Source organism: Nocardioides sp. Soil777 (assembly GCF_001428425.1).
GTDB lineage: Bacteria > Actinomycetota > Actinomycetes > Propionibacteriales > Nocardioidaceae > Nocardioides > Nocardioides terrigena.
Window position 1 is genome coordinate 80,618 of the sequence record NZ_LMSN01000001.1, and the last position, 20,571, is coordinate 101,188.

Genomic DNA, 20,571 nt, shown 5'->3' on the forward strand with positions numbered 1-20,571 from the left:
AACGTCATGGGGTGACTCATCCGATCCCGGCGACCCACTCGGCGTAGAAGATCCCCACGCCGGTGGCCACGCACAGGCCGGTGATGATCCAGAAGCGGATCACGATGGTGACCTGCTCCCAGCCGAGCATCTCGAAGTGGTGGTGCAGCGGCGTCATCCGGAACACCCGGTGGCCCGGCTGGACCCGGAAGACCGACCGGAAGGCCCCGCTGGCCCGGCTCACCTTGAAGACCGACACCTGGATCATCACCGAGAGGGTGACGGCGACGAAGAGCCCGCCGATGATGACGAGGAGCAGCTCGGTGCGGGTCATGATGGCGAAGCCGGCCATGGCCCCACCGAGGGCGAGGGAGCCGGTGTCGCCCATGAAGATCTGGGCCGGCGAGGCGTTCCACCACAGGAACCCGAAGCAGGCGCCGGTGATCGCCGCGGCGATCACGGCGAGGTCCAGCGGGTCGCGCACCTCGTAGCACTTCGGCCCGGCCTCGATGGCGCAGGACTGGGAGTTCTGCCAGATGTTGACCAGCGTGTAGGCCGCGAAGACCAGGATGCTGCACCCCGTGGCCAGGCCGTCGAGGCCGTCGGTGAGGTTGACGGCGTTGCTGAAGCCCGTGACGAAGAACCAGATGAGGACGATCACGACGACGGTCGGCAGCGCGAACGCCTCGTAGTCGCGGATGAAGGAGATGTGGTGGGAGGCCGGGGTCTGGCCGCGGTCGTCCTCCAGCCCGGGCCACAGCGCCAGGATGCCGAAGGTGACGGCGATGACGGTCTGCCCGATCATCTTGGCGCGGCTGCGCAGGCCGAGGTTGCGCTGCCGGCTGATCTTGATGAAGTCGTCGAGGAACCCGACGACGCCGAGCCCGACGAAGAGGAACAGCAGCAGCATCGCGGAGGCCGACGGCATCTGCAGGGTGATGAGCTTGGCCGTGAAGTAGCCGACCACCGTGGCCAGGATGATGACGAGGCCGCCCATGGTGGGCGTGCCGCGCTTGGTGTGGTGGGTCGTGGGCCCGTCGTCGCGGATCTCCTGGCCGTAGCCACGGCGCGCGAGCACCTTGATCGCGTAACGGGTGCCGATCAGCGAGATCAGCAGCGAGAGCCCGCCACCGAGCAGGATCGCTCTCATGCGTTGCTCCCTTCGGTGCCACCCGGGTCGGGGGCCAACAGTCCTTCGACGACGACTTCGAGCGCCGCGCCGCGCGATGCCTTCACCAGGACGACGTCGGCAGCCGAGACATTCTCCCGCAACCAGACCAGTGCCTCGTCACGCCCCGCCGTGATGATCGCCTCACGGGGCCAGCCGACGGCCATGTGCGCCGCCATCTCGCCGACGGTCACCAGCACGTCCACGCCGGCGGCCTGCGCGAAGTCCCCGACGCGGCGGTGGGCCTGCTCGGCGTCCGGGCCGAGCTCGAGCATCTCGCCGAGGACGGCGACGGTACGACGTCCGGAGCTGCGGCCGATGACCTGCAGCGACTCCAGCGCGGCCTCCATCGACTCGGGGTTGGCGTTGTAGGCGTCGTTGACCACCACCGCCCCGTCGGCCCGCTCGCTGACCTCCATCCGCCACCGGCTGGCCGACTGCGCGTCGGCGAGGGCGTCGGCGACCGTGTCGAGGTCGACCCCGGCGGCCAGCGCCATGGCGGCGGCCGCTGCCGCGTTGCGCCACTGGAAGGCACCGACCTGCGCGAGGTGCACGGTGGCCCCGGAGCCGAGGTGGGTCAGGTCGAAGGACTGGCGTCCGAGCTCGTCGCTGACCAGGTCGGTGACGGCGATGTCGGCGGGCGGCGGCCCGAAGGTCCGCACCTGCGCGACCGTGCGCTCCGCCATGGCCGCGACGAGCGGGTCCTCGGCGTTGAGCACGGCGGTGCCGTGGGCGGGCAGCGCCTCCACGATCTCGCCCTTGGCCCGAGCGATGGCCTCGCGGCTGCCGAACTCCCCGATGTGGGCGGTGCCGACGTTGAGCACGGCGGCCACCGTGGGCGGCGCGATCGTGCACAGGTAGCCGACGTGCCCGATGCCCCGCGCCCCCATCTCGACGACGAGGTAACGGGTCTCCTCGGTGGCCCGCAGGACGGTGAGCGGCACCCCGATCTCGTTGTTGAAGTTGCCGCGGGTCGCGACAGTCGGCCCGGCGGCCTCGAGCACGTGGGCGAGGTAGTCCTTGGTGCCGGTCTTGCCCTGGCTGCCGGTGAGGGCGAGCACGGTGGTGTCGGGGAGCCGGTCCACGACGTGGCGGGCCAGCACGCCGACGGCCCGGACGACGTCGTCGACGACGACCGTCGGGGCCTCGGTCGGCCGGCTGCCGAGGACGGCGACGGCGCCGGCCGCGAGCGCCGTACCGGCGTAGTCGTGGCCGTCCACCCGCTCACCCTCGACCGCGACGAACAGGCCGCCGGGCTCGGGGGTGCGGGTGTCGACGAAGGCGCCGCCGGTGACCGTGGCCTCGCCGTGGGCGACGCCGCCCACGGCCTCGGCGATCTCGTCGAGGGTCATCTCGATCATCGGCTTACCTGCGCGATCTCCTCGGCGGCGACCACGCGGTCGTCGAAGGGGTGCACCTCTCCGTGCACCTCCTGCCCGGTCTCGTGGCCCTTGCCGGCGATGAGCACCACGTCCCCCGGACGCGCGCGGCGTACGGCGTCGCGGATGGCCGCGCGGCGGTCGCCGATCTCGACCACCTCGGCGGCTCCCGCGCCGGTGCCGGCGACCACGGCGGCCCGGATCGCGGCCGGGTCCTCGGTGCGCGGGTTGTCGTCGGTGACGACGACGACGTCGGCGAGGCGGGCGGCGATCTCGCCCATGATCGGCCGCTTGCCGGGGTCGCGGTCGCCACCGGCGCCGAGGACGACGACGACCTGCCCCTCGGTGAGCGGACGCAGGGTGGCGAGCACGGCCTCGACCGCGTCGGGCTTGTGGGCGTAGTCGACGACCACGGTGAAGTCCTGACCGGCGTCGACGCGCTCCAGCCGGCCCGGCACTCCCCCGCCGGCGGCGATGCCGCGCGCGACCTGGTGGGGGTCGAGGCCGGCCAGCGCCGCGGAGGCGATGGCGGCGAGCGCGTTGGAGACGTTGAACGCGCCGGGGACGGGCACCCCGGCGTCGACCCGGAGGCCTTCGGGGCCGGTGACGGTGAAGCGCGCGCCGTCGCCGGCGAACTCCACGTCCACGGCGCGCCAGTCGGCGTCGCGGCCCTCGCTCGAGAAGGTCCGCATGGGGATGCCGGCCCGGTCGAGCAGCAGCCGGCCGTGCTCGTCGTCGACGTTGGTCAGCCCGAGCCGGGCGCGCTCGGGGGTGAAGAGGGACGCCTTGGCGGCGAAGTAGTCCTCGACGTCGGGGTGGAAGTCGAGGTGGTCGCGGCCCAGGTTGAGGAAGGTCGCCACGTCGAAGACGACCCCGTCCACGCGGCCCATGACGAGGGCGTGGCTGGAGACCTCCATCGCGCAGGCGACGACGCCCTGCTCGCGCATCACCGCGAAGAGGCCGTGCAGGTCCGGGGCCTCGGGGGTGGTGAGCGACGTCTTGACGTCGACGCCGTGGATGCGGGTGCCGACGGTGCCGACGACGGCGGCGGGCACGCCGGCCTGCTCGAGGCCCGCCTCCAGCAGCCGCGTCGTCGTGGTCTTGCCCTGGGTGCCGGTCACGCCGATCACGGTGAGGTCGGCGGTGGGCTCGCCGTAGAGGTGGGCCGCGACGCGACCGAGGACCGCGCGGGGGTGCTCGACGACCAGCACCGGCGTGCCGGGTGGCAGACGGTCGGCGCCGTCGGCGTCGGTGAGCACGGCGACGGCTCCCGCGGCGAGGGCCTGGTCGGCGAAGTCGGCACCGTGCGCGCGGGTGCCCGGGAGCGCGGCGTACAGGTCGCCGGGGAGGATGCGCTGGGTGCTCAGGGAGATCCCGGTGACCGCGACGTCGCGGTCGCCGTCACCGCGTACGGGGGTCAGGGTGCCGAGCCAGTCGACCAGGTCGGCCAGTCGGGTCACGACGGGCTGTCCGGGGCGGGTGCCGGTATGGGGGTTGCCGATCACGTGGCGAGACTAGTCACCACTCGACGGGCAGGCGCGAGGGCTTGCCGTCGGTCGGCGGGACGCCGTAGCGGCCCAGGGCGTAGCCGAGGATCCGGGAGAACGCCGGACCGGCGATGGTGGCGCCACCGCCGTCGACCTGCGGCGCGTGCACCGCGACGTAGACCGTGAAGCGGGGGTCGTCGGCCGGGGCGAAGCCACCGAAGGAGACCGTGGTGGAGCCGTCGTAGCAGCCGCACTCGTCCTCGACGCGCTGGGCGGTGCCGGTCTTGCCGGCGGTGAGGTAGCCCGGGACGGCGGCCATCGGCGCGACGCCGGCACCCTCGTGGGTCACCCGCTCCATCATCCGGGCGGTCTGACGGGCGGCCTGCTCGCTGACGACGCGGGTCGCCTCGGCGTGGTCGGTGCCGACCTCGACGCCCTCGTCGGTGGTGGCGCTGCCCTGGACGAGGCTGGGCGCGATGCGGACGCCGCCGTTGGCGATCGTGTTGACGGCCGCGGTCATCTGCACCGCGTTGACCGACAGGGACTGGCCGAAGGCGACGCGGTCCTTGGTCTGGGACGTCATCAGGTCGCCGTCGGTGAGGATGCCCGGCGACTCGCCGCGGACGCCGACGTCGGTACGCGAGCCGAGGCCGAAGGAGCGCAGGTAGGTCGTGAGCTCCTGCGGCGTGAACGCGTCGGCGGCGAGCACGGTGCCGATGTTGGACGACTTGGCGAGGATGCCGGTCAGCGTCAGCTTGATGTTGCCGTGGTCGAACCAGTCGCCGATGGGACGGTCCTGGCGGTGCAGCAGGGCGGGCACCCGGAACTTCTGCCGGGGCGTCACCTTGCCGGCGTCGATGAGCGAGGCGGCGGTGAGGACCTTCTCCACCGAGCCCGGCTCGTAGGCCTCGCTCAGGGCGCGGGACCCGAGGTTCTCCTTGTCGGCCTCGAGCGGGGCGTTGGCGTCGAAGGTCGGACCGTCCGCCAGGGCGAGCAGCTCGCCGGTGCGGGTGTCCATCACCAGCGCGACGCCGCTCTGCGCGCGGTACTTCTGGAGGGTCTGGGCCAGGACGCGCTGGGTGAACCACTGCAGGTCGAGGTCGATCGTGGTGCGCAGTGCCTCGCCGTTGCGGGCCGGCACGACGCTGTTCTCCCCCAGGGGCACCCGGTTGCCGCCGCCGACCGTGTAGCGCGCGGTGCCGTCCTCGCCGGCCAGCTGCTGGTCGAAGGTGCGCTCGAAGCCACCGAGCGGCTCGTCGGTGCCCATGAAGCCGAGCACGTTGGCGGCCACGTCGTCGGCCGGGTAGTCGCGGATCGGGTCGTCCTCGGTGGTGACGCCCTGGTAGCCGGCCTCGGAGAGCTGGGCCAGCACGTCGGTGGCCGTCGTGCTCGGCACCCGGCGGGCGACGTACTCGTAGCGGCTGCCCTCCTCGCGCCCCCGCAGTGCGCGCAGGGTGCGGAAGTAGTCGACGTCGAGGCCGGCGGAGAGGATCTGCGCGATGGCCGGGGCGTCGTCGGCGGTCATCACCGGGTCGGCGATGACCATCTTCCCCTGGATCGAGTCGGCCAGCGGGACGCCGTTGCGGTCGAGGATGTCCCCGCGCTCGGCGGGGAGGATGACCGTCTGCACGCCCTCGGCGGCCGCCATGGCGGCGTACGACTTGGGGTCGATGCCCTGGAGCTGCACGAGCCGGGCGCCGAAGAAGGACAGCACCATCGCGATGAGGACCAGGCCCACCCGCAGGCGCAGCTGCGGCGACCCGCGCCGGGCGGTGGTCCGGCTGGCGGTCCGGTTGCTGGTCCGGTTGGCGGGCACTCCGTCTCCGTCCTGGTGGTCTGCGTGGGGTGGTCTGCGTGTGGTTGGTGTGACTGGTGGGGTCGGTTCCATTTCTACCGGGAACGACCGGGGTTGGCCGTCAGGCCGCGCCGTCAGCGGCGGGTGCGGTTCTTCTTCCGGGCGTCCGTCGTGCCGTCGGGCGTCGTGCCCGCGGCAGCGGCCGCGGCCGCCTCGTCCTCCGCCGTCGTCTCCGGGGCCGGGACCTCGGCCGCGGGGACCTCGACGATCGTCGGCGCGGGGGCGAGGATCTCGGGCTTGACCGGGGCGGGTGGGGTGAGGTTGAGGCGGTCCTCGGGGGTGGCCGGGGTCTTGACGCCCTCGACGGCGCCACCACCGAGCGTCAGGAAGGTCGGCGCCGCCGGCACGACCATGCCCATCTGCTGGGCCTGCGTGGCGACCCGCTGCGGGTTGCGCAGCTCGTCGAGCTCCATCTGCAGCGTCTGCTCGCGGGCGGCGAGGTTGGTGGCCTCCTCCTCGAGCGCGGTCGCCGCGAAGGACGCTTGCTGCATCGAGGTGTTGAAGAGCAGCAGCCCCACGATGCCCCCGACGAGCACGAGGCTGACGAGAGTCACGAAGGGGACCTTGGGCGCCCGGGTGCGGGTGCGCGGGACGACCGAGAGGCGGGCCCGCTCGACGGCCTCCTGCGCGATGCGCGGGACGCGGTGGCGGATCTGGGTGGCCGGGCTGCTCATCAGGCGACTCCTCGGTGGGGACCTCGGTGGGGAAGGACTCGCTCGAGTGCGCGGAGGCGCACCGAGGCTGCTCTCGGGTTCTGCTCGATCTCGTGCTCGTCGGCCTGCTCGGCACCCCGGGTGACGTTGCGGAACGCGGGCTCGCTGCCCTCGGGGATGAACGGCAGGTCGTCCGGCACGTCGAGGCGGGTGACGGCGGTGAAGGCCCGCTTGACCAGCCGGTCCTCGAGCGAGTGGTAGGACTCGACGACCACGCGGCCGCCGACGTTGATGGCGTCGATGGCCGCGGGGATCGCCCGCCGGAGGACGGCGAGCTCGTCGTTGACCTCCATGCGCAGGGCCTGGAAGGTCCGCTTGGCGGGGTGTCCCCCGGTACGCCGCGCCGGCGCCGGGATCTCGGCGTACAGCAGCTCGACGAGCCGGGCGCTGGTGGTGAAGGGCTCGGTCTCGCGCTCGCGCTCCACGGCGCGGGCGATCTTGCGGGCGAACTTCTCCTCGCCGTACTCCTGGAGCACGCGGGTCAGGTCGCCGACCGAGTAGGTGTTGAGGACCTCGGCGGCGGTGATGCCGGTGGTCCCGTCCATGCGCATGTCGAGGGGGGCGTCGACGGCGTAGGCGAAGCCGCGCTCGCGCACGTCGAGCTGCATCGAGGAGACGCCGAGGTCGAAGAGGACCGCGTCGACGGCCTCGAGGCCCTGGTCGGCGAGGACGTCGGGGATCTCGTCGTAGACCGCGTGCACCCCGGTGAAGCGGGCACCGAAGGACGCGAGGCGCGCACCCGCCATCTCGAGGGCCGCGGTGTCGCGGTCGATGCCGATGACCCGGGCCCGGGGCAGGCGCTCGAGGACGGCCTCGGTGTGTCCGCCGAGGCCGAGCGTGCAGTCGACGAGGACGGCGCCCTCGCGGTCCAGCGCAGGCTGGAGGAGAGCGACGACCCGGTCGAGGAGCACCGGGGCGTGGCTGGGGGTCGTCATCCGCTCAGCCCTGCCGGCCCAGGTGGGAGAGCAGGACGAGCGCGGCGGCGATCGCACCCGACGTGGCGGCGGAGAACGCCATCACGGTGACGGCGTCGCGGGCCTGGTCGCGCACGCGCGGCGGACGGCCGGCGACGGACTGCCCCCTGACGGCTGTGCTCATGAACTCGACCCCACTGACGCGGTTGGTGGTGCTGACGGGTGGTGCTGGTGCTGCCGGTGCTGATGTGCGGCTGATCCGGAGCCACCTCGCCAGGTCCCTGCCCGCTCCCCCGATGGGGAAGGCCATCTGGTGCACGGGGAAGTTGCCCCAGATGGCGACGGGAGAGCGGGCACGAGACCTGGTGCTGTGGTGCCGGATCAGCTGTTGAGTTGGTGGTGCGGGGTGGAGCTGGCGGTGCTAGATACCGGGGAAGACCTCGTCGCTCAGCTCGGAGAACTTCTGCTCCTGCTCCTCCGAGTAGGTCGTCCACGCCGCCGGGTCCCAGATCTCGATGCGGTTCATCGAGCCGATGACCACGACGTCCTTGGTGAGCGACGCGTATTCACGCAGCGGCCCCGGGATGGAGATGCGGCCCTGCTTGTCGGGGACCTCCTGCGACGCCGCCGCGAACAACATGCGGACGTAGTCACGGGTGCCTTTGTTGGTGACCGGCGCCTGGCGGAGCCGGTCGGTCAGGGAGGAGAAGTCGTCCATCGACCAGACGGTCAGGCAGCGCTCCTGTCCCCTGGTCACCACGAGTCCCTCCGTCAGCTGGTCCCTGAACTTCGCGGGGAGGAAGAGCCGGCCCTTCTCGTCGAGCTTGGGCGTGTAGGTGCCGAAGAACATCTGGCACCCACCTCTCCGACCCTGTTCCCCACTTTCCACCACTCTAACCCACAACGCTCCACCGTCAACCATTCCACGCGTGTTTCGCCGCCTGGATGACGTGTTCCTCCACGGCAGCGACCTGCGGGTGCCGGGCGGCCGCCTGCCAGCGTCCGCGAGCGGCGTACGACGTCGAAACCGCAGGTCAGCGTCCTGCGGGCCGGCTCAGCGGCGGGACCGGGGAGCGCCGGTGGAGCGCCGGTGGGGAGGAAAGGGGCTGTTCCGGGAGCCGGCGGTGGAGGAAAGTGGTGCGAAAGGTGGGGAATCCCGCTCCGGTCTCCGCTCTCGGCGTCAGGGCGCGGGTATGTTGCGCCCACGTCATACGGTGGGGAGGACGTGGGGCCGGCGTCGTGCTGGTCCCCTCCTCGGTCAGGGAGTGGGGAACAGCACGTGAGTACGTCGATCCAGGACGGCACCGGCAACGGGGCCCACGGCGGAGGTTCCGACCTCGACACGCTGGCACGCGTCGTCGGCCGGGTCCGCGCCAACATCGAGCACGTCATCGAGGGCAAGCCGGACGTGGTCAACGCCGCGCTCGTCGTGCTGCTGGCGGAGGGTCACCTCCTCATCGAGGACGTCCCCGGCGTCGGCAAGACCCAGCTGAGCAAGGCCCTGGCCCGCAGCATCGACTCGACCGTGCGACGCATCCAGTTCACCCCCGACCTGCTGCCCTCGGACGTCACGGGCGTCTCCGTCTTCAACCAGGACACCCGCGAGTTCGAGTTCCGCCCCGGTGGCGTCTTCGCCAACATCGTGGTCGGCGACGAGATCAACCGGGCCTCCCCCAAGACGCAGTCCGCGCTGCTGGAGGCCATGGAGGAGCGCCAGGTCACCGTCGACAACACGACGTACATGCTCGAGAAGCCGTTCATGGTCATCGCGACCCAGAACCCCATCGAGATGGAGGGCACCTACGCCCTCCCCGAGGCGCAGCGCGACCGCTTCATGGCGCGCGTGTCCGTGGGCTACCCCGTCGAGGCCGCCGAGCTGGCGATGCTCGGCTCGCACACCACGACCAACCCGCTCGACGACCTCGAGGCGGTGACCGATGCCGGCGAGATCCGCAAGCTCATCGAGATCGTCGGGAGGGTGCACGTCGCCCCCGCCGTCCAGCGGTACGCCGTGGCGCTGTCCACCGCCACCCGCACCTCCACCGAGCTGCACCTCGGCGCCTCGCCCCGGGCGACGCTCCACCTGGTCCGCGCGGCCAAGGCGGCCGCCGCGATGCGCGGTCGCGACTACGTGCTCCCCGACGACGTCCACGGGCTCGCCCGCCCGGTGCTGGCGCACCGGCTGCTGCCCAGCGTCGAGGCGGCGATGGGCGGCCGCTCCAGCGGGTCGATCCTGGACGCGATCGTGACCGGCGTCCCCGTCCCCGAGCCGGACCGTGCGTGAGGCGCTCGCCGGTCTGACCGTCCGCGGACGGGCCTTCCTGGCTGCCGGTGTCACGACGATCGTCTGCTCGATGATCGTCGGGCACCCGGCCCTGGTGCGCGTCGGCGTGCTCGTCACCGCGCTCCCCCTGCTGACCGCGCTGTGGATCGGACGGTCGCGCTACCGGCTCGCCCTGGTCCGCACTGTCTCCCCCCAGCTGGTCGCCGCCGGCCAGTCGTCGCGCATCCAGCTCACCCTCACCAACGAGGCCCGCACGCCGACGGGGGTGCTGCTGCTGGAGGACCACCTCCCCTACGTCCTCGGTCCACGACCGAGGTTCGTGCTCGAGGGCATCGGCCACGGCTGGCGACGGCACGTGGACTACACGGTGCGCTCCGACGTGCGGGGCCACTTCGACGTCGGACCGATGACGGTGCGGGTCACCGACCCCTTCGGCCTCATCGAGCTCGGGCGTGCCTTCCACACCACGGCGTCGCTCACCGTCACCCCGCGCACGGTCCCCCTCCCGGGCATCCTGCTGGGGGGCGCGTGGACCGGCTCGGGCGACAACCGGCCGCGCTCGTTCGCGACCGGCAGCGCCGAGGACGTCACCGTCCGTGAGTACCGTCGCGGCGACGACCTGCGCCGCGTGCACTGGCGCAGCTCGGCCCGGGTGGGCGAGCTGATGGTCCGCCGCGAGGAGCAGCCCTGGCAGTCGCGGGCCACCGTCTTCCTCGACAACCGGCTCATCTCGCACCGCGGGCAGGGCGTCGCGTCGTCGCTGGAGGCCGCGGTCTCGGCCGCCGCGTCCGTCGCGGTCCACCTCGCGCAGCGCGGGTACGCCGTACGCCTCGTCACCGCCGGAGGCGAGGAGCCGGGCACCGCCTGGCACTCACGCAGCGCGGCGGTCAACACCGCTCCCCTCCTCGAGGCGCTCGCGGTCGTGCAGATCGAGCACTCCCCCCGGCTCGACACCAGCTGGCTGGCCGAGGCCGGCCAGGGCGGGCTGCTGGTCGCCGTGCTCGGCCAGGTCAACGACGCCGACGCACCCTTCATCAAGCGGATGCAGCACCACGCCAGCACGACGGCCGCGATCGCCCTCGACGTCGACCAGTGGGCCCCGCACCTGCCGCCGTCGGCGACGGGCAGCACCGCCCAGGCGCTCGCCGCCCGTGGCTGGAAGGCCGTCACCCTGACGCCGCGCGACCACCTCGAGGTGGTCTGGCAGGAGCTCGGACGCCTCGGCAAGCGGGAGCGGGTGGGCGCATGACGCACCGCACCCGCCTCGGCCCCGCCCTGCTCCTCGCCGGGCTCGCGGCCGGTACGTCGTGGCTCACCCTGCTGTCCTGGCGCATCCTCACCTCCGACGCCGCCTCGGTCACGATGCCGCTGTTCCTCCTCGCCATCGCGATCGCCGTCGGTGGGGCCACCGCGCGGTGGATGCGTGTGCCCGGGGCCGTCGTGGTCCTCGGCCAGGTCGCGTTCTCGGCCCTGTGGCTGCTCTTCGTCGTCACCGGGTCGATGCTGCCCACCGGCGCCACGATCGGCGCCTTCGGGGAAGCCTTCTCCGCGGGCCTCGAGTCCGCCCGGCTGTACGAGGCGCCGGTGCCGCCCAACGTGCCGCCCGTGCACGCACTGCTGCTCGTCGGCGGAGCCCTCACCCTGCTGGCCACCGACCTCTTCGCCTGCACCCTCCGGCGGGTGCCGCTGGCCGGACTGGTGCTGCTGACGGCGTACTCCGTGCCGGTCTCGGTCACCGGCGAGGGCACCTCGTGGTGGACCTTCGTGCTGGTCGCCGCCGGTTTCCTGGCGATGATGTTCATCGCCCACGAGGAGCAGGTGACCCGGTGGGGCCGCGAGGTCGAGGAGGAGGACGCCGACCCGACCGGCTTCGGCGTGCGCACCGGGGCCGTCCGCGGGTCCGCCGTCGCCATCGGCGCCAGCGCCACCGCGATGGCGCTCGCGCTGCCGGTGCTGATCCCCACCCTCGACGTCGCGCTCTTCGACGGGCAGGGCCCGGGCAACCGAGAGATCCAGGTGGCCGACCCGATGGTGGACCTGCGCCGCGACCTCGTGCGCGGGGAGGACGTGCCCCAGGTCTACGTCAGCACCGATGGCGAGCGGCCGACCTACCTCCGACGGACGGTGCTCACCCGCTTCAACGGCGACACGTGGACGCCGGGCGACCGGGACATCCCCGAGACCCAGGTCGCGCGCGGCGAGCTGCCCGCCCTCGACGGCGTGGACCCGTCCGTCCCGCGCACGGAGTCGGACTACAGCGTCCGCATCGACAACGACTACGGGAACACGTGGCTGCCCACCACCGCACACCTCAGCGACATCCAGGTGACCGGCGACTGGCGCTACGACACCTCGACGATGGACTTCATCAGCGCCGACGACGAGGTGACCACGGCCGGCAAGTCCTACGACTTCACGTCCGTCTCGCTCGACCTCGACCCCCCGGCGATGGACCGGGCCGTGTCGGGTGCCGCCGACGTGCGAGCCGGCTACCTCGAGGTGCCGCCCAGCGTCTCCAGCAACGTGCGCACGCTCGCGGCGGCAGTCACCGGCGACGCCCCGACCCGCTTCCGCAAGGCGCGGGCGCTCCAGCAGTGGTTCCGCGAGGACGGCGGCTTCTCCTACAACCTCAGCGCGGTCGAGGATGCGGAGGACGGCAACCTCGACTCCTTCCTCGACGCGGACTCGGGTCGGGTCGGGTACTGCGAGCAGTTCGCGGCCTCGATGGCGATCATGGCCCGCATCATCGGGATCCCGGCGCGCGTCGCGGTCGGCTGGCTGGAGCCACGGTCAGCCGGGCCCGACACCTGGGAGTTCTCCTCCCACGACCAGCACGCCTGGCCCGAGCTCTACTTCCCGGGTTCCGGCTGGGTGAGGTTCGAGCCCACGCCCGGTGGCCCGGACGGGCGGGCCGAGACGGTGCCCGCCTACACCCGCGGTGAGCTGCCCACCATCGAGGAGCCGTCGGTCTCGCCCAGCGCCACCCGCACCTCCGACGCCCTGCCCGAGCGTGGCCAGAGCCCGGAGGCCGACGCCGCGGCTGCCTCGGACGACGAGGGCACCTCGATCCCGTGGCTGCCGATCGTGCTGGTGCTCCTCGTCCTGCTGCTGGTCGCCGCGGTGCTGCTGGTGCCCGGCCTCGTCCGGCGCCAGCGGCGCGAACGCCGCCTCACGGGCGGCGTCGAGGAGGCGTGGCAGGAGCTGCGCGACCTGGCCATCGACCTGGGCCACGGCTGGCCCGGAGGTCGGTCGCCTCGCGCCATCGGCACCTGGCTCGGGGAGCGCTTCGGTGCGCCCGGGGCCGAGACCGAGCGCTCGGACCGGCCACGCCGGGGCCGGGACCTCGCACCCGAGAGCGCCGCTGCGCTCGACCGGCTGGTGACCGAGCTCGAGGAGAGCCGCTACGCCCGGTCCTCGACGCCGGGCGACTCCCACGTGCGTGCCATCGACGTCGCAGCTGTCGAGGACGCCCTCGTCGCCGGGGTCGCGCCCCGGGTCGCCCGTCGGGCCCGTCGGTGGCCCCGGTCGCTGCGCCCCGCCCCGCACCGGCCGGCCACCGAGGTCGTCACGCGGGCGCCCGCCGAGGAGCGCGAGCTCGCCGACCACCCGGGCTGACCCGGCGGGATCGTCGCGTCGGCCCGCGGCCAGCCGTCGCGTCAGCCGGCGGGTCGCGTCAGCTCACGGAGGCTGTACTTCCACGCAGGAGGGCGGAAGTCCGGGCACCACGCCCTTCGCGCGGGCTGTAGCGTGCGAGTCCCGGACACCGCTCACCCGGCCGCACGTCCCCGCTGGGAGGCGGAGGTGCCGGAGCGATCACGGACGTACGCCGGTCCCGCTGCTGCGTACGTCATGGAACCTGGCTGTCCGGACGACCAGAATTCATGACGTCGTGCGGAGGCCCGTCAGGCGTGGTGGGCTCGCGTGGGTCAGAAGGGGCCGTTGTCGCGGCGGCGACGCCAGCGCTCGTCCATGCGCTCCATGAACGAGCCGGAGGCCTTGGCGCGCCGGTTGCGCTGGAAGCGCGGCGACTTGCCGGCCTTGCCGCCGTCGACGACACCGAAGCCGTCGTGGCGGGTGTCGCGCATGTGCGGGCCGGAGCTGGCGGGGTGGCGCAGGGCGGTCACGACCACGACGGCCGCGGCCAGCATCACGAGGAAGCCCACGATGCCGAGGATGGTCTGGCGGAAGATGACACCACCGGTGAGCAGTGCCATGCCGGCGACGAAGACGACGCCCGAGGCGATCGCGCGCCGGCGAGCGGCGCGCTGCATCGCAGTGCCACGCAGGGTGGACGCCAGCTTGGGGTCCTCTGCGACGAGTGCGCGCTCCATCTGCTCGAGCATTCGCAGCTCTTCCTCGGACAGCGGCATCATTACCTCCTCCACCAACACGTCGTGTGCCAGCCGTGTGACAAGTCTAGGCACCCGGTGGGCAACCGGGTAGCCGCCTCTCGAAATTCGCCCGATTCGGGTGCTGATCACATCAGGCTCGCCGGTCGGACGGCCGCCGCGCCGAACCTGCGGGTGGCCCGGTCGACCGCCCGATCGGCCTCCGCCCAACCGTGCTCCGCCTCCCCCAGCACCAGCTGGCGGTGCACCGACCCGCGTGGCACGAGACCCTCCACCCGGACCCCCACGAGCCGGAGGCGGGCGCGCTGGAGGCCGAGCGCGTCGTACAGGCGGGTGGCGACGCGGTAGACGTCGACGGTGACGTCGGTGGCCTCGGGGAGGGTGCGCGAGCGGGTGATCGTCGTGAAGTCGGCGAACCTGATCCGGATCGTCACCGTGCGACCGGCCACACCGGCGGTCCGCATCCGCCCGGTCACCCGGTGGGACAACCGCAGCAGCTCGCGGACGATGACGTCGCGGTCGTCGGTGTCGCGGGCGAAGGTCTCGTCGGCCCCCATCGAGCGGTCCGGCTCGAACGGCCCCGAGCGCGGGGTGAGCGTGCGCCGGTCGGTGCCCCAGGCCAGGTCGTGGAGCTGGCTGCCGAGGTGTACGCCGACCGCGCGCTGCAGGGTGCGCAGCGGGACGTGGGCGACGTCCCCGACCGTGACCAGCCCGAGCCGGTGCAGCATCTCGCGGGTCTTGTCCCCCACTCCCCACAGCTCCCCCACGTCGAGCGGGTGCAGGAAGGAGGTGACGCGCTCGGGTGGGACCACCACCACACCGTCGGGCTTGGCCCGCCGGCTCGCGAGCTTGGCCACCGACACCGAGGCCGCCACCCCGACCGAGCAGGTGATGCCCTGCTCGTCGTGGATCGTGGCGCGCAGCAGCCCCGCGATGTCACGCGGCGACCCCAGCCGGCGGGTCGAGCCGCGGACGTCGAGGAACGCCTCGTCGAGCGAGACGACCTCCACCAGCGGGGTGATCCGGCGGAAGTTCTCGATCACCGAGGACGACACCGCGCTGAACGTCTCGAAGTCGGGGGCGATCACCACGGCCTGCGGGCACATCCGCCGGGCGCGGGTCATCGGGAGCGCCGAGCGGACGCCGTACTGGCGGGCGAGGTAGTTGGCCGAGAGCACGACCCCGCGGCTGCCCCCGCCGACGATGACGGGCACGTCGGCCAGGTCGGGCCGGTCCCGGGTGGCGACCGAGGCGTAGAACGCGTCCATGTCGACGTGCAGGAGCGGAGCGCGCCACGAGGGGTCGAGCCGCCCGACGGGCAGGGCGGTCATGGTGACCGCCGGGCGTCCGGAACCGTCCAGTGCGGCCTGTCGGGTGACCGGTCAGGCGCGCGCGAGGACGTGCAGCTGGGTGGCCAGGGGGAAGTACTCGGGACGGGTCGCCACGGCCTGCTCGAGGGCCACCAGGGCGGCCGTGGCGCCCGGCTCGAGGTCGAGCAGGGAGCCGGGGACGAGGTCGGCGAAGACGCGCACGGCATGGACGGAGGTGGTCTCCAGCCCGGCACCCGCGAGCAGCGGCTCGAGCTCGTCGCGGGTGAAGCGATGGCCGGCCCGGCCGGGGTGGCCGCTCGGCGTGCCCGCGTCGAGGAGGTCGCGGGCGGCCTGGAAGTGACCGGCCATCGCCCGGGCGACGACGGCCGCGTGGCGCTGGGCGACCAGCAGGCTGAGGTGGCCACCGGGTCGCAGCACCCCGGCGATGGCCGCCAGCGCGGCGGCCGGGTCGTCGACGACCTCGAGCACGCCGTGGCACAGGACCAGGTCGACGCTTCCGGCCTCGACGAGGCCGGCGAGGTCGCCGAGGTCGCCCTGCTGGCCGGTGACCCGGTCGGCGACGCCGCTCTCCCGGGCCCGCCGATCGAGGGCGGCGAGGGCGTCGGGGCTGGGGTCGATGACCCGGACGTGGTGACCCAGCTCGGCCAGCGGGACGGCGAACCCGCCCGTGCCGCCGCCGATGTCGACGATCCGGGCCTGCGGGGCGAGGTCGGTGGACCCCAGCACCTCGCGGACCGCTGACCACACCACGCCGGTGCGGACGGACTGGCGGCGCTCGCTGGCTGACATGGAGGCAACCCTAGTGGGATCGCCGGGAGGACCGGGGGCACGTCCGGCGTCATCCCGGGCTCCCCGGGCTGCGGTGCCACAGGTTGCGGGACGGGCGCTGGGCGCCCTCCTCGACCCCAGGCTTGCGAGGCAGACCCAAGGTGGCGTCACCGGCCGGCTTGATGTCGGCGTAGGGGGACATCTGGAAGCCGCTGGAGTGCACCAGCACCCGCCGGTGCCCGGGCTCGTCGGGATCGGTCCACCCCACCGGGACCCGGCCGATCTCGGCGAGCACCGCGGCCAGTGCTGCCTCGCGGGTGCGCTCGCGCCGCCACAGCGCGTGCAGGTCGGGCAGCGCCCAGGCGCCGGTGGCGCGCAGCGAGACCCCGCGCCGACCCGTGCGCCGCAGCTCCCCACGGACCACGAGCAGCCACGAGTGGAAGACGGTGGCGGCGTAGGGACCCTGTGCGTCCTCGAAGAACGTGCAGTCGACCGGTCCCGTCCCGTCGTCGAGCGTCAGGAAGACGACCCGTCGCCCCGACCGGATCGGCGGCGTCTGGGTGGCGACCTTGACCCCGGCGACCAGCAGCTCGGCGCGGCTGCGCCGGCGCAGCAGGTCGCGGCTGCGGGTGGTGCCGAGGTCGTCGAGGAAGTCGGCATACGGCGCGACGGCGTGCTGGCTGACGTCGAGTCCGAGGATCTCCAGCTCGGCCCGCATCCGCTCGTCGGTGGTCATCTCGGGCAGGCCCGTGACCGGCTCCCCCGACCCCGGCTCGTCGCCGAGCTGGAGGGTCAGCTGGACCGAGTCGGCCTCGCGGACCGGACGGGCCGCCTGCGACTGGGCCGCCGCCCGCACGGCCGGGTCGGAGCTCGTGCGCCGGGCGGCGTCCTGCGCGGTCTGCTCGGGTCGAACCATCGTCGAGACCCGCCGCGCCCCCAGGCCCCGGCCGCGAGAGGTGCGGTCGAGCATCCGGGAGTGCCGGTCGAGCTCGGCGATCTGGAGCAGCAGGTCGCGGCGCGTCAGCCGGCCCCGTGGTCGGACCTCGTGCTCGCCGCTCGCGATGCGGTAGAGGTCGTCGAAGGCCCCCGCCAGCACCAGCCGCTCCAGCACCGGACGGGAGACCCGGGCCCGGGCGTGGAAGTCGCTGAGGGAGACATAGGGGGTCGTGCAGTCCGCGCCGGTGCCGCCGCGGGCGGTGACGACGCGCGACACCTCGGCCTCGCTGATGCCCTTGAGCTCGGCGAGGGCGAGCCGGATCGCGTAGCCGTCCCCGAGGCGCTCGACGACGTAGGAGGCCTCGGAGGCGTTCACGTCGAGGCCGAGCACCCCGACGCCGAACTGGCGGGCGTCGTCGAGGATCAGGCGCTTGGGATACATGCCCGGGTCGTGGGTGAGCACCCCGGACAGGAAGTGGGCCGGCCAGTGGGCCTTGAGCCACGCCGACTGGTAGGTGGGCAGCGCGAAGGCCGCCGCGTGCGCCTTGCAGAAGCCGAACGACGCGAACGCCGCGACGACCTTCCACATGCGGGTCACCAGCGGGAGGTCGTAGCCGCGGGCCAGCGCGCGGGGGAAGAACCACACCTCGGTCTCGGCCATCCCCTCGACGTCGCCGAGCGCGCGCCGCTTCTCGTCGGCCTCGGCGTAGGAGACCCCGGCGAACCGGGCGATGATCTCGATGACCTGCTCGTGGAAGACCACCACCCCCTGGGTCTGCTCCAGGATCGGGCGCAGGTCCTCGTGGATGTAGTGGACGGTCTTCCAGCCCTGCTTGGCCTCGAGGTAGGGCGTGATCATGTCGCTCTTGACCGGTCCCGGCCGGAAGAGCGAGATGTCGGTGATGATGTCGCTGAAGGACTCGATGCCCGACCTGCCCACCAGCTCGCGCTGGCCCGGTGACTCGATCTGGAAGACGCCGAGGGTGCGCGCCGAGCTGATCATCGTGTAGGTCGTGTCGTCGTCGAAGGGCACCTGCACCTCGTCGTCGAGGTCGATCTCGACCCCGTCGACCCGGGAGATCTCGGACACCGCGTGCGCCATCGCCGACTGCATGCGGATGCCGAGCACGTCGAGCTTGAGCAGCCCGAGCGCCTCCACGTCGTCCTTGTCGAACTGGCTCATCGGGAAGCCGGCGTACGACGCCTCGACCGGCGTGCGGGAGAGCAGGGTGTCGTCGGAGAGCAGCACCCCGCACGGATGGACGGCGATGTGCCGGGGCAGTCCGTCGAGACGCTCGACCAGCCGGAACATCAGGTCGAGGCGCTCGCTGGCCAGGCCGCTGGCCCGCAGCTCGGGGAGGTCGCGCATCGCGGTGCGGGCGTCGCGCGCACGGATGTGCGGGAACGCCTTGGCGATCGCGTCGACCTCGCCGGGTGGCATGCCCAGCGCGGCGCCGACGTCGCGGACCGCGTGCCGGACGCGGTAGGTGTCCATCATCGAGACGCACACGCAGCGGTCGCCGCCGTAGCGGGCGAGGATCGCCTCGTAGACCTCGAGGCGTCGGGCGGACTCGACGTCGATGTCGATGTCGGGCAGCGATGCGCGCAGCGGGGACAGGAAGCGCTCCATCAGCAGGCCGTGGCGGATCGGGTCGACCCCGGAGACGCCGAGGAGGTAGTTGACGAGGCTGCCCGCCCCCGAGCCGCGGGCGGCCCGGCGCACCCCCATCTCGCCGATCAGGTCGGTGATGTCGGCGACGGTGAGGAAGTAGGAGGCGTAGCCCAGACCCCGGATCAGCTCGAGCTCGTCGTCGAGGCGCTTCCAGATGCGCTGCCGGGGCGCCTGGCCGTAGCGGTGACCGATGCCGGCCTCGCAGCGGGCACGCAGCGTCGCGTGCGCCGAATCCCCCGGCTCCCCCGGCTCGCCCGCCCGGTCGAACTCGGGGAAGTGCACCTCGCCCAGCCCGAGGTCGCCGCGTGGGTCGAGGGCGCACCGGTCGGCCACCGCCCGGGTGCGGGCGAGCAGCCGGCGGGCCTCGGTGTCGCTGTCGTGGGCCAGCCCGGCCATCCGGCACACCTCCTCGGCCACCTCGCGCATCTGCTTGCCGGACTTGAGGAAGCCCTCGGCGTTGGCACGGTCGACGTGGCGGCGGTCGAGCGCCACCAGCCGGCGGGCGGCGTCGAGCACGTCGACGGTCGGGGCGTCGAGGCGGTCGGCGTAGCGGACCGCGTTGGAGAGGACCGTACCCAGGCCTGCCCGGTGGGCGACGCCGGCCATCCGGGCGGCGTGCGGCGAGGTGCCCGGGCCCCACCCTCCCCCGGCGCTGCCCCCGCCGGGGAGGCGATGGGAGACCAGCTCGACGACGAGGTTGTCGCGGGGCACCACCTCGAGCCACGGCGCCAGGGCCGCCAGCCCGAGGTCGTCGCGGCGTCGGACCGCGGCGACCCCGAGCTCGGAGGTCGGGCCGAGCAGCACCATGACGTCGCCGCAGCCGAGGTGCGGGGCGAGCAGGTCGAGGGTGGCCACCGGCCGTCCCCGCTCCCCGTGGAGGTGGGTCTCGGAGACCATCCGGCAGATCGCCGCCCAGCCGGCCTTGCCGCCGGCCAGGAACGTCACCCGGGGCAGGCCCCCGCGGTGGGCCGGAAGGTCACGGTGCGCGCCCCCGCGCACGGGGGCACGCCCCGCACCGGCCGGTCCGGCCGGGGCACCGGAACCAACGGGCGCACCGGGACCGACTGGGGCGACGGCCAGGTCGACGCCCAGGATCGGCCGGATGCCTGCCCGCTGGCTGGCCTGGGCGAACTTGACCGCACCGTAGGTGCCGTCGCGGTCGGTGAGGGCGAGCGCGTCCATCTCGTGCTCCACGGCGCGCTCGACGAGGACGTGCGGGTGCGAGGCGCCGTACTGCAGGGAGTAGCCCGAGGCCACATGGAGATGGACGAACGGGTCAGGCGACACCGCTCTGGCCGGTCGTGTGGCTCACGGCCGCCGGGGCGTGGGGCACCAGCCCGAGCGCCTGCTCGACCACGGCCAGGAACCGGTCGGAGTCGCGGACGAGGTCGTCGGCCTCGCGCTCGGTGACCGCCCGGGTCGACCCGGCCTCGGCCGCCGCGCGCTTGCTCGCGCCGGCGGCGAAGAACCGGGCCCACTCCTCCATCTCGGGGGCCACCTCGGCCAGCAGGACCCAGGCGTTCTTCTGGCGGCGGGCGCGGGGCGCCGGATGGGCCCGCGCTGCCAGCAGGGCGGCAGCCGCCCGCAGGGCCGCCACGTGGGCACAGGCGTAGCGGGTGGGCACGTCGCGCGCCGAGATCGCCTCCTGGAGGGACTCCGCCGCACGGGCGAGGTAGGAGTGGGTGGTCGCCGGCAGCAGGTGCGGGTTGAGGGGTCGGGTCGTCGTGGTCGTCATC

The 20,571-nt window shown here is 73.3% G+C and carries 16 protein-coding genes; 3 read left to right on the forward strand and 13 right to left on the reverse strand.

Annotated features, from left to right (window positions below):
* Positions 1–16 precede the first annotated feature (16 nt).
* The 8 genes from mraY to mraZ form a co-directional block, all read right to left on the reverse strand.
* Positions 17–1,129 (reverse strand): phospho-N-acetylmuramoyl-pentapeptide-transferase, encoded by a 1,113-nt coding sequence (gene mraY, locus ASG88_RS00415; protein ID WP_056885445.1) that lies wholly within the window; start codon positions 1,127–1,129, stop codon positions 17–19.
* Positions 1,126–2,508, reverse strand: coding sequence for a UDP-N-acetylmuramoyl-tripeptide--D-alanyl-D-alanine ligase (locus tag ASG88_RS00420; RefSeq protein WP_056885446.1), 1,383 nt, complete (start codon positions 2,506–2,508; stop codon positions 1,126–1,128). The genes mraY and ASG88_RS00420 overlap by 4 nt, the downstream gene beginning before the upstream one ends.
* Positions 2,505–3,986, reverse strand: a complete 1,482-nt coding sequence (locus ASG88_RS00425; RefSeq protein WP_157559532.1) for a UDP-N-acetylmuramoyl-L-alanyl-D-glutamate--2,6-diaminopimelate ligase — start codon at positions 3,984–3,986, stop codon at positions 2,505–2,507. The genes ASG88_RS00420 and ASG88_RS00425 overlap by 4 nt, the downstream gene beginning before the upstream one ends.
* Positions 3,987–4,044: 58 nt before the next feature.
* Positions 4,045–5,829: a peptidoglycan D,D-transpeptidase FtsI family protein gene (locus ASG88_RS00430; RefSeq protein ID WP_235534661.1), complete on the reverse strand. Its 1,785-nt coding sequence runs from the start codon at positions 5,827–5,829 to the stop codon at positions 4,045–4,047.
* A 113-nt stretch (positions 5,830–5,942) separates the two neighbouring features.
* Positions 5,943–6,542 (reverse strand): hypothetical protein, encoded by a 600-nt coding sequence (locus ASG88_RS00435; protein WP_056885447.1) that lies wholly within the window; start codon positions 6,540–6,542, stop codon positions 5,943–5,945.
* Positions 6,542–7,516 (reverse strand): 16S rRNA (cytosine(1402)-N(4))-methyltransferase RsmH, encoded by a 975-nt coding sequence (gene rsmH / locus ASG88_RS00440; protein WP_056885448.1) that lies wholly within the window; start codon positions 7,514–7,516, stop codon positions 6,542–6,544. The genes ASG88_RS00435 and rsmH overlap by 1 nt, the downstream gene beginning before the upstream one ends.
* 4 nt (positions 7,517–7,520) lie before the next feature.
* Positions 7,521–7,679, reverse strand: a complete 159-nt coding sequence (locus ASG88_RS22845) for a hypothetical protein (protein ID WP_157559491.1) — start codon at positions 7,677–7,679, stop codon at positions 7,521–7,523.
* Positions 7,680–7,916: 237 nt separating this feature from the next.
* The gene (gene mraZ / locus ASG88_RS00445; RefSeq protein WP_056885449.1) at positions 7,917–8,345 is read right to left on the reverse strand and encodes a division/cell wall cluster transcriptional repressor MraZ; all 429 of its coding nucleotides are present in this window, start codon (positions 8,343–8,345) and stop codon (positions 7,917–7,919) included.
* A 495-nt stretch (positions 8,346–8,840) separates the two neighbouring features.
* Here mraZ and ASG88_RS00450 point away from each other — a divergent pair, with 495 nt between their 5' ends.
* From ASG88_RS00450 to ASG88_RS00460, 3 genes are read left to right on the forward strand one after another with little or no spacing between them, the layout of a single operon-like run.
* Positions 8,841–9,779 (forward strand): AAA family ATPase, encoded by a 939-nt coding sequence (locus tag ASG88_RS00450; RefSeq protein ID WP_234411192.1) that lies wholly within the window; start codon positions 8,841–8,843, stop codon positions 9,777–9,779.
* Positions 9,772–11,028: a DUF58 domain-containing protein gene (locus ASG88_RS00455; RefSeq protein ID WP_056885450.1), complete on the forward strand. Its 1,257-nt coding sequence runs from the start codon at positions 9,772–9,774 to the stop codon at positions 11,026–11,028. Before ASG88_RS00450 ends, ASG88_RS00455 begins: the two co-directional genes overlap by 8 nt.
* Positions 11,025–13,394, forward strand: coding sequence for a transglutaminaseTgpA domain-containing protein (locus tag ASG88_RS00460; protein WP_056885451.1), 2,370 nt, complete (start codon positions 11,025–11,027; stop codon positions 13,392–13,394). The genes ASG88_RS00455 and ASG88_RS00460 overlap by 4 nt, the downstream gene beginning before the upstream one ends.
* A 311-nt stretch (positions 13,395–13,705) precedes the next feature.
* On the opposite strand, the gene ASG88_RS00465 is transcribed toward ASG88_RS00460, so the two are convergent.
* The 5 genes from ASG88_RS00465 to ASG88_RS00485 all read right to left on the reverse strand — a co-directional run bounded on the left by ASG88_RS00465 (position 13,706) and on the right by ASG88_RS00485 (position 20,570).
* Positions 13,706–14,149, reverse strand: coding sequence for a DUF3040 domain-containing protein (locus ASG88_RS00465; RefSeq protein ID WP_056885985.1), 444 nt, complete (start codon positions 14,147–14,149; stop codon positions 13,706–13,708).
* A 107-nt stretch (positions 14,150–14,256) separates the two neighbouring features.
* On the reverse strand, positions 14,257–15,459 hold the full coding sequence (dinB, locus tag ASG88_RS00470) for a DNA polymerase IV (RefSeq protein ID WP_056885452.1): 1,203 nt from the start codon (positions 15,457–15,459) through the stop codon (positions 14,257–14,259).
* 51 nt (positions 15,460–15,510) lie between these two features.
* On the reverse strand, positions 15,511–16,248 hold the full coding sequence (locus tag ASG88_RS00475; RefSeq protein WP_056885453.1) for a methyltransferase domain-containing protein: 738 nt from the start codon (positions 16,246–16,248) through the stop codon (positions 15,511–15,513).
* Positions 16,249–16,297: 49 nt separating this feature from the next.
* The gene (locus tag ASG88_RS00480; RefSeq protein WP_056885454.1) at positions 16,298–20,122 is read right to left on the reverse strand and encodes a DNA polymerase III subunit alpha; all 3,825 of its coding nucleotides are present in this window, start codon (positions 20,120–20,122) and stop codon (positions 16,298–16,300) included.
* Complete coding sequence (locus ASG88_RS00485) at positions 20,112–20,570, reverse strand: SAV_6107 family HEPN domain-containing protein (RefSeq protein ID WP_056885986.1); 459 nt, start codon at positions 20,568–20,570, stop codon at positions 20,112–20,114. The genes ASG88_RS00480 and ASG88_RS00485 overlap by 11 nt, the downstream gene beginning before the upstream one ends.
* Between the last annotated feature and the right edge of the window lies 1 nt (position 20,571).

Excerpts from the sequence above, each read along its gene's own strand:
- ASG88_RS00460 (WP_056885451.1), top strand. The coding sequence starts at position 11,025 with ATGACGCACCGCACCCGCCTCGGCCCCGCCCTGCTCCTCGCCGGGCTC.
- mraY (WP_056885445.1), bottom strand. The coding sequence starts at position 1,129 with ATGAGAGCGATCCTGCTCGGTGGCGGGCTCTCGCTGCTGATCTCGCTG.
- ASG88_RS22845 (WP_157559491.1), bottom strand. The coding sequence starts at position 7,679 with ATGAGCACAGCCGTCAGGGGGCAGTCCGTCGCCGGCCGTCCGCCGCGC.
- mraZ (WP_056885449.1), bottom strand. The coding sequence starts at position 8,345 with ATGTTCTTCGGCACCTACACGCCCAAGCTCGACGAGAAGGGCCGGCTC.
- rsmH (WP_056885448.1), bottom strand. The coding sequence starts at position 7,516 with ATGACGACCCCCAGCCACGCCCCGGTGCTCCTCGACCGGGTCGTCGCT.
- ASG88_RS00485 (WP_056885986.1), bottom strand. The coding sequence starts at position 20,570 with ATGACGACCACGACGACCCGACCCCTCAACCCGCACCTGCTGCCGGCG.
- ASG88_RS00420 (WP_056885446.1), bottom strand. The coding sequence starts at position 2,508 with ATGATCGAGATGACCCTCGACGAGATCGCCGAGGCCGTGGGCGGCGTC.
- dinB (WP_056885452.1), bottom strand. The coding sequence starts at position 15,459 with ATGACCGCCCTGCCCGTCGGGCGGCTCGACCCCTCGTGGCGCGCTCCG.
- ASG88_RS00475 (WP_056885453.1), bottom strand. The coding sequence starts at position 16,248 with ATGTCAGCCAGCGAGCGCCGCCAGTCCGTCCGCACCGGCGTGGTGTGG.
- ASG88_RS00465 (WP_056885985.1), bottom strand. The coding sequence starts at position 14,149 with ATGCCGCTGTCCGAGGAAGAGCTGCGAATGCTCGAGCAGATGGAGCGC.
- ASG88_RS00435 (WP_056885447.1), bottom strand. The coding sequence starts at position 6,542 with ATGAGCAGCCCGGCCACCCAGATCCGCCACCGCGTCCCGCGCATCGCG.